2 protein-coding genes and 5 pseudogenes are annotated in these 8,454 nt (G+C 57.8%); 5 read left to right on the top strand and 2 right to left on the bottom strand.

Features of this window, described 5'->3' with window-relative positions; translation table 11 throughout:
* The 3 pseudogenes from YUO_RS47435 to YUO_RS44225 form a co-directional block, all read left to right on the top strand.
* Positions 1-199, top strand: a pseudogene (locus tag YUO_RS47435) (hypothetical protein); the annotation flags it as partial.
* 713 nt (positions 200-912) lie between these two features.
* A pseudogene (locus YUO_RS45795) lies at positions 913-2,085 on the top strand (IS3 family transposase).
* 72 nt (positions 2,086-2,157) lie between these two features.
* A pseudogene (locus tag YUO_RS44225) lies at positions 2,158-2,606 on the top strand (thiolase family protein).
* 306 nt (positions 2,607-2,912) lie between these two features.
* Here YUO_RS44225 and YUO_RS45785 read toward each other — a convergent pair.
* Both YUO_RS45785 and YUO_RS49235 read right to left on the bottom strand, forming a co-directional pair.
* Positions 2,913-3,229: pseudogene (locus YUO_RS45785) on the bottom strand (transposase); the annotation flags it as partial.
* Between the two features lie 275 nt (positions 3,230-3,504).
* Positions 3,505-4,662: pseudogene (locus YUO_RS49235) on the bottom strand (transposase).
* Between the two features lie 1,875 nt (positions 4,663-6,537).
* Between YUO_RS49235 and YUO_RS0137185 the strand changes: the two are divergent.
* Both YUO_RS0137185 and YUO_RS0137180 read left to right on the top strand, forming a co-directional pair.
* Positions 6,538-7,899, top strand: coding sequence for an LLM class flavin-dependent oxidoreductase (locus YUO_RS0137185; RefSeq protein WP_028351665.1), 1,362 nt, complete (start codon positions 6,538-6,540; stop codon positions 7,897-7,899).
* Positions 7,900-8,236: 337 nt separating this feature from the next.
* Positions 8,237-8,454, top strand: a 218-nt coding sequence (locus YUO_RS0137180) for a transposase (protein WP_028351664.1), incomplete at its 3' end; no start/stop codon positions are given.

Here is an 8,454-nt window from a genome sequence, read left to right as displayed (position 1 = left end):
GTGCAAGCACGCCGGCGTCAAGGTGGTCTGCATTCCGCAGCGTGGCGGCAAGAGAACGGGACGACGTGAAGCGTACGAGAAGAGCGCGGTCTTCAAGAATGGTCAGCGCTTTCGCGCCGGCATTGAGGGACGCATCTCGGTGCTGTTCCGGGGCCGCGGCATGAAGCGCTGTCTCGCCGAGGGACCCCGACCGCTTTGAATTGTGGGTCGGTGCCGCTGTGCTTGCCAACAATCTCATGAGGATCGCGGCAATGCTGATGGCGGGATCGTCGCGCAGGCGAAAAGCTGGTTGATGAACCCGTCGGCCCGCGCCGGTCACTCAAGTGGCCACGGCTCAGCGCATCTCAAGCTGACGGCCGGCGCGCAATACCTGAAACCAACCCAAAAATCATCTTGTTTAGAGCTTGCCGGTCCCGGCGCTCTCCGTGCCCAATCTATCGGCATAACTTGGATCGGCGCCCCAAATCCGGGCGTTTCGCGACAGAAACTAGCTAGTGTCCTGTCCCGGTAATTCGTGTGAGCAAAGTCGATGCAGTTTTTCGATAGTGTCGATTGTTAGGATTTAGGGTAAGAGACGACATTTCTCGGCCAGTACGTAGGTCGAACTTGCGGGTCGTCGAGCATTGGCTCGAACTGCCTTGGAGAGAAACTTTCGTCCAAGAAAGAGCCCTTGGCTTCACCAATTACGGTATCGACCAGTGAGTTACCTTTGGACCGAAGCATAGCCTTAGCTCTGAAATGGACCTGTATACGCGACTCGCCTTTAGAGACGTAATATCGAGGTCTTAACTTAAGGCAGCAGGCAAGTCACGTAGAGGCCAATTTGACGCCAGCCGGCCGAGTACGGCTTGAGCAGTGACTGCATTCGGATCAGTCACCACCTTAGAGTCCGGCCCGAAGAAGGACGGACGGATGAAGCGAGCGAGATTCACGGAAGAGCAGATTATCGTGGTGTTGAAGGAGCATGAGGCCCGGGCGAAGACGGCCGACCTGGCTCGCAAGCATGGGATTTCTGAGGCGACGATCTACAATTGGAAGGCCAAGTATGGCGGCATGGACGTTTCCGAGGCGAAGCGGCTGAGGGCCTTGGAGGAGGAGAACGCAAAGCTGAAGAAGCTTCTGGCCGAGCAGATGCTCGATGCGGCCGCTCTTCGCGAGCTCCTCTCAAAAAATGGTAGGGCCCGCCGCCAAGCGCGCTGCGGTGGCGCATCTGCAGGCCGTCATGAGCCTGTCGGAACGGCGGCCTGCTCGATCGTGGGCGCGGATCGGAAGATGATCCGCTATCGTGCAGCCGCCCTCCGCGGACGGTGCGCGGCCGGCTGCGTGACCTCGCTAACCGCGGCGGCGTTTCGGCTACCGTCGGCTTTTCGTCCTGCGGCGACGAGAGGGTGAACCGTCGGGGATCAACCGGATCTACCGGCTTTATCGGGAAGACGGGCTCACCGTCCGCAAGCGGCGGGCCCGCCGGAAGGCGGTGGGGACCCCAATCCTGGTCGAAGCCAAGCCCAACGCACGCTGTTCGCTGGACTTCGTCCATGACCAGTTCGCCAACGGCCCGCGCTTTCGCATTCTCAACATCGTCGACGACGTTACCAAGGAATGCCTTGGCGCCATTCCGATACCTCGATCTCGGGACGGCGCGTTGCTCGCGAACTCACGGCCATCGTCGAGCGACGCGGCAAGCCAAAAACGATCGTCTCCGACAATGGCACCGAGTTCACCCGCAATGCCATGCTCGCCTGGAGCAAGGACACAGTCCTCGACTGACACTTCATCGCTCCAGGAAGGCCGATGCAGAACGGCTTTGTCGAGAGGTTCAACGGTCGGATGCGCGATGAGTTGCTCAACGAGACCGTGTTCTTCGATCTCGACGACGCCCGTGCCAAGATCGCCAACTGGGTCGCCGACTACAATATTCGGCGGCCTCACTCGTCACTGAAATACCTGACCCCCGCGGTCTATGCAGCACGCCTATCCGCTAGGGACGATCGGCTACGCAATCCCGATCAGCTCCACCGCTCATCCGTTGCTCCACCCGCGCCACTTGGCGTACAAAACTCCGGGGCTCTAACCGCTGCCGGATGAAAAACCAGTGGCAGGTCAACCAAGGTTGAGGACGCCGTGATCGGATGTTGTCTTACCGCAGGCACTTCGAGCATGAACGTGGCTCATCTCGGCGCAATCGCCACTGGACTCCCGGTGGAAGTTTCGGCCCAGACCATCGATCGCCAGTTCGCTTCGAGTCTGGTGGCGATAGCGACCGCCGCCAAGCTGGTCACGGCGGACGCGTGAGTGTGATTATGGCTGGCGGCCTCGAGAACATCTCTGCTGTTCAAAACGAGTACCACGAGTGGACGGGCTGCACGCGCGATAACACTGTGACGGCACGGTCACCCCACGTTTACATGCTTATGTTGCAGACCGCTGAATTCGTCTCGAAGAAGTACGGCACCAGTCGCAACGCCCAGGACGAATATGCCTTGCGCTCCCAACAGCGGACTGCGGCAGCTAAGAAGACCAATCGACTGGACGCGGAAATCGCTCCTCTCGCTTCCACGATGGTAGTGGTCGACAAGGCGACAGGTCAGACGACGCTCGCTGGCTGACCAAGGAAACCGGCCAGATACGACCTTCGAGACAAGGACTAGTCGAGGGTGGCGTTGTCACCGGAAACGCGAGCCAACTTGCCGACGACCAAGCTCCGAATGGGCCGCAATTACCTCTGGCACCGCCAGGGCGATGCCATCAACGCCGTCCTGGCCGCCGCCAGGCTACCACTTGTATGGGGTGTCTCCTATCAAGAGCTCTTAGCCATTCTTCTCCTTGCACCGAGGGTGCAGTTGTGTGCGTCAAGTTCAGCAAATTGATCGTGGGATCCGACGAAGCCATCCCCTTGGTGGGCCCGAGCATGATCAGGCGGCAGCGCGTAACGCCTCCTTTTTGCGCTCTTTCAGCAGATCCATATTCAGATAGCGATAGTCTGCGAGCCAGGCCTCGATGGTCAGCGCCCGCACCAGCCGCAAGCAGCTCTCGGCATTGGGGAAGAGTCGCACCACATAGGTGCGCCGCCTGATTTCAGCGACAGGCGGAAATAGGTCAGGCCTCCTCAATGTTTTCCTCGATCCAGCCGATGAGCTCGGGATACTTGCCGCTCCATTTGGTAAGCCAGGCGGCCAGACAGGCAATCGTCATCGGCATTGCCGGGCACGTAGTCCAGCGCGTTCCTTAATCGTCAGAGACCAGGAACTCCATGCCATGGCGACTGAGAGACATTCCGCGGGAGCTTGCAACATCTGGCGGGCATTGCGCCGCGTACTTGTATGCGGTCGAACGCAATCTTCGATCATGATGCAGCAATACGCATCTCAAGCGAAGCTCCGGCAGCGGGCCCATTCTTCCGCGAGGTCATTTGGATCAAGTTGTAGCGCGGGTCACCGCCACCTCGGAGTATCAGGGTTCAGCGGTTGCTTCGCCAAGCCCCAATTCTGGTGTCCCGTCTCGCGTTCATGCTGCCGGGCGTAACCTGATCCCTACAGGTATTCGCCTGTCGTCGTCAGGCGCCAGAACGCAATGCGCAATTTACGCGCCAGCGCCACGATCATAGTCTTGCGCGTGCCGCCGCGCGCGTCGGTCGCGCGAGTACGGAAACATTGGGCTAATGCGCTGTCCTTCTGGAAAAGAAGAAAGCGCCAGGCCAGTTGGATCATCCCACGCCTTACCGGGCATTGCCAGCGCGTGCAAGGCCCTTCTCCCGTCTTCGCTTGCCGCTCTCATCGGGAACACCCGTGAGACGCGCGTAACGCGCGACCGCTCTGCGATCTCTCAATTGCCGGGAGAGGATCTCATGCACGAGCATGTCCGCTGTTTCGATTCCAACGCCTATGATCCGCGACAGCAACTTGACCATCGCGTGCGGTCCGCTCTCGGGAACCTGCAAACGCTGTAATCGAGCCGCCTCGATCTCCCTGATTTTCTCCCTGACGCGGCGAAGGCTGACCATGTCCCGGCGCATCTCGGCGACATTGTTGGGCGGCAGAGGCACCCCTTCAGGCGTGCGCAGCGTCTCAAGCCGCTCTGACGCATGACGCAGCGGCGGCTTGAAATTGCGAATACCCAGGCGAATGAGACGTGCCTTCATTCGGTTGACAATGCTGGTTTGTGGCTGACAAGGTTCTCACGCTCGCGATTCGGACGCCGGGCGTCCTCTTCATCGAGCCTTGGAAGTCCTGCCATTTGGCAATGGTTCGACTCGCCGCGGAGCCAATCGAGGAGAGCGCGATTCAAATGCTCGGTCTCGAGCCAATCGGTTTTAGCCCGCCGGTGCTCGCGGGGACGGCGACGCTTGTTGAGTGGACAATGAAGGCCTCGACGCCACGAGCCCGCAGCCAGCGCGCCAGCCAAAAGCCATCGCGACCGGCCTCAAAGGCGACCGCTATGCGTGTGATCGCGTGCCCAAAGTTTGCCGCCTCCTCGCGCCAGCGGTGTAGCAACCGGAGCAGCGCGTCTTCGTCGGCGCCAAGCTTCTTCAACGGATGACGATTCAACCCCGGGGACGATTCCAGCGACGAACCAGCTTGAGAGGCTCATCTCAATGACCGCGATCAGCGTACTATTCTGTTCCAGGACCGTGGAAGACCGGCCGAGATCATCTGCCTTTTGCATGGGGTGCTCCATTGCTCATGACCAGCCTCAATACTCTCATGCCTTTGCCGGTCATCCCATAGTATCTTCCGCCGCCTCATCCGCTGGCTGAGGCTCCCGTTGTCCCGAATCCTCGCGCCACGGATCGCTCGGCCTCAGCTCATCTCGCGCTGAAATCCAGGTTCTTCACGGCCGACAGCTCCGAGTTCTCGAGGTTAGCATCTTCACGTTGTCGAGATAATTGGCGCTTGGCGCGCGCAAAACAAATGTCCGAGGCGTCTTGACCTCAGTAGTACAAGTGAGTTCACTCCGGCCTTTGCTGCGCGATCGTTTATGACTTACTTCGTACTTTGTGAGCGCTCAACCGGGCCCGACAAACGCGCGCCGCAAGAGGTTGGAACGTGGCGCAGACCTGATCAACGTGTGGGCGAGGACCGCCACCTCAGCGCGTGCCATCACCGCGAGCGGAATATCGCCGGGGGTGGTGCGTGGTGGCCTGCACGCGCACGAACGTACTGGGCACGAGGTGCGTTGTCGTTGCTGCGGCGGAGGCTGGCTACATAGTCATGCAGCGCCTCGCAGCGTGAACAAGTCTCATCAGCCGTTTGCGAAGTTTTGTAAGGGCGACTTCCTCCGCTGTTGGCAAGCACCGAAAATGAGGCAAATTCCTCATCAAGCGATGCGCCCTGATCTTTGGCGCTTGAGGAGTGCTAGTGACAGAATCTAGGAAAGGCCGCGATTTCCTCAAGCATCTTTGATATTGGCGGCTTCGGTCGAATTTTGCGGCAACCACCTTGATGTTCGCCGCCTTCAGCGCCGCCAAGCACGATGCCTATCGCACATTCATTAGTATCAAGCGAGCAAGCCCAACCAGTAACCTCTGAATCCGGCGACCGCTTCGGCAGATGCTCCTTCTTTCTCGTGTTAGTAATCAGCGTACTACTCGAGGCATCTGATGCGTGGGTTGCTTGACGAAAGGAACGCGCATGCCTGCTTGGGTTCCGGTGAAAGCTCGTGTCTCTGTCGGTTGTCCGACATCAGAGCCGACAATCGGATACAGATGGGCACGAGGAAGAGAGATGATGCCGGTCGCCTCTTGTGCCGGGCTTGAGCGTAAGCTTGAGGCTGGCCGAGATTTATGATGTTCTCACCGGGGCGCGCTTAGCATGGATTGTGCAACCCTAAGTCTTGCACCATCCTCTGACAAACAACTTGCGTTCCAGTCAACTACCAAAGCTAGTAATTGATCTAGAGAACGAAAAGCGTATCACCTATCGCTTGATAAGCGTCGAGCGTCAAACAAAGAGTGCAGCGTGGTACATCAACCACAATCTGTTGTTGCCAATGACTCTAATCGAAGGCAGTGGCTCGTCGCGTGCAGAAATCAGCGGGTTCAGCTCTGCTCCAACTGCGACCTCTCCCTTCTCGTGGAGGCGCATGATGGACTTATCGGCGCGATCGCCAAGCAAGGTTCATCTGGCGTTAATTTCTGGCTGCCGGTCGGCAACATCGCGAGGAAATTCAGCAGGGCGATTGGGAGAAGCCGGCAGCCTGGCGCGGCGGGCAGACTCTGTACTGGCGACGATAAAACCGGCTTTTCGAGGAAGTCGGCCCAGCGTTGGAGACCTGTGGATCTCACTGAAACGCGTTCCGCGGTTTCGAAATTCTAAAAGGCGAGATTTGACGATGTTTGGGACGTGTTGGTCGGATCTCCCTCAACACCGACCTCCAGAGGAGTCAGAGGATGTGTGTCGGAGCGACTTTGTCGGAAGACACGCTCGTCGAGCTCTTCGGTGGCTACGAAGAGTCGAGCATTGAGGCAGCTGTTCTGTGGCGCCAAAGAACGCGACCCACCAGCTGAACTCGGGGCAGAAGGCCAAGTAAAGGAGGTAAGACATGCGGCCCAATGATGAAATGAAGCTCGGAGTGATGCTCCTTCAGGGGGGTGGGCACGAAACTGCATGGCGCGATCCGAGCGTGCCAGCGAATGGCGGGGTGGATATCAATCATTTTGCGCATCAGGCGGCACTTGCCGAAGGTGCGGCATTTCACTTCTTATTTCGCGCCGACACCCCAAGTGTTGTAGATGAAGATCTCGGAACCATAGCTCGTGTAAGCGGAAACGATGGGGGGATCGAGGCAATCACACTGTTGTCGGCGCTTTCATCGAGAACAGAGAATATCGGGCTTGTCGCAACAGCCACAACGACATACCACCACCCTTATCATCTTGCACGCATGTTCGCCTCGCTTGATCACCTATCACGGGGACGTGCGGCCTGGAACATTGTCACCTCGGGATATAAGTTCGAAGCCGCAAATTTCGGCGAAAACGAACTTCCAGATCATGACATGCGCTATGCTCGAGCGAGAGAATTCGTAGAAGTTGTCAAGGGTCTTTGGGACACGTGGGAAGACGACGCCTTCATTCGCGACAGGAAGAGTGGTATTTTCGCTGACACCGCGAAGCTGCATTTGCTTAATCATAGAGGGGACCACTTCTCAGTCAGAGGCCCGCTTAACATTGCAAGGCCGCCGCAAGGGTATCCCGTGTTAGTTCAAGCTGGTGCATCCGATGCCGGAATAGCGTTCGCTGCAGAATTCGGCGAGGTCATATTTACCGCCGCACCTTCGTTAGAGCACGGCAAACGATACTACTCGGCTCTCAAAGAAAAAGTGCGCGCACTTGGGCGGGAGGACGATCAGTTGCTAATCATGCCTGGCATTGTCCCGATTGTTGGGAGGACTGAGCAAGAAGCTGCTGAGAAGCTTGAGAAATTGCACTCGTATACGCACATCGACGTTCTAACTGGGGTGGCCGATCGTTGGCTCGGGTTTGTCACTGACCTGCATTCAATAAACCTGGACTCATTGGTTCCCGAAGCTTTACCGCAGACTAATTTATTCCAGAGTCGCCAAAAGCTGCTCCTCGAACTGGCCGCTCGCCACAAGTTCACCTGGAGGCAACTGATCCGTTTTATCTACGACAGCAAAGGCCATCTCATGGTTGTCGGAACACCGGACAAAATTGCGGACACTATGGTGGAGTGGTTTGATCAACGTGCGGCTGACGGATTCAACGTCTTGCCGGCCATTCTTCCGAATGGACTCAAGGAGTTTGTTGAGCTCGTCGTTCCCGAATTGCGCCAACGGGGCAAATTCAGATCTCGATACTCCGGACAAACACTAAGAGAGAACCTCGGTCTCAAGCGGCCACTCAATCCGTTCACGCAGGCACCTGTAAGCAGTCTTCCCTGAAAAAGTACCCTCGCCGTTGAGCGGGTTCTGCTTTTGGCGTGGCGGTGGGTTTTGACATTGCGCGCTTTCAGGGGCTGGAGGTTCGAAAGCTTGCAGTTTCATTTTCGAGATTGAAACGAAGCCGCTGGCGCGGAATCTGAGGAAATTTGTAACCACCGCCTTTTGTCTGAGAGGATTGAGGGTTCTCAGAGCCCAGCCCTACAGACAGGAGTTTTCCGATGTCCAGGTGAATCCTCGCCGTGATACAATCAAGAGTGCGGTCAAGGCCAAACCACGTGACCTGCCACTGAGTATTTCCGCCAGAAGGAGTTAGAGTCCGCCCCGAAGAGGACGGACAATGAAGCGAGCAAGGTTCACTGAAGAGCAGATTATCGGTGTGTTGAAGGAGCATGAGGCCGGGGCGAAGACGGCCGACCTAGCTCGCAAGCACGGGATATCGGAAGCGACGATCTACAACTGGAAGGCCAAGTTCGGCGGCCTGGATGTCTCCGAGGCCAAGCGGCTGAAGGCGCTGGAGGAGGAGAACGCGAAGCTGAAGAAGCTGCTGGCCGAGCA

The sequence above is a fragment of the Bradyrhizobium murdochi genome, from assembly GCF_000472965.1.
GTDB lineage: Bacteria > Pseudomonadota > Alphaproteobacteria > Rhizobiales > Xanthobacteraceae > Bradyrhizobium > Bradyrhizobium murdochi.
This window is presented reverse-complemented; position numbering and strand designations above follow the sequence as displayed.

What these genes read in the sequence shown, in the direction of transcription:
- YUO_RS0137185 (WP_028351665.1), top strand. Translation starts at nt 6,538, where the DNA reads ATGCGGCCCAATGATGAAATGAAGCTCGGAGTGATGCTCCTTCAGGGG.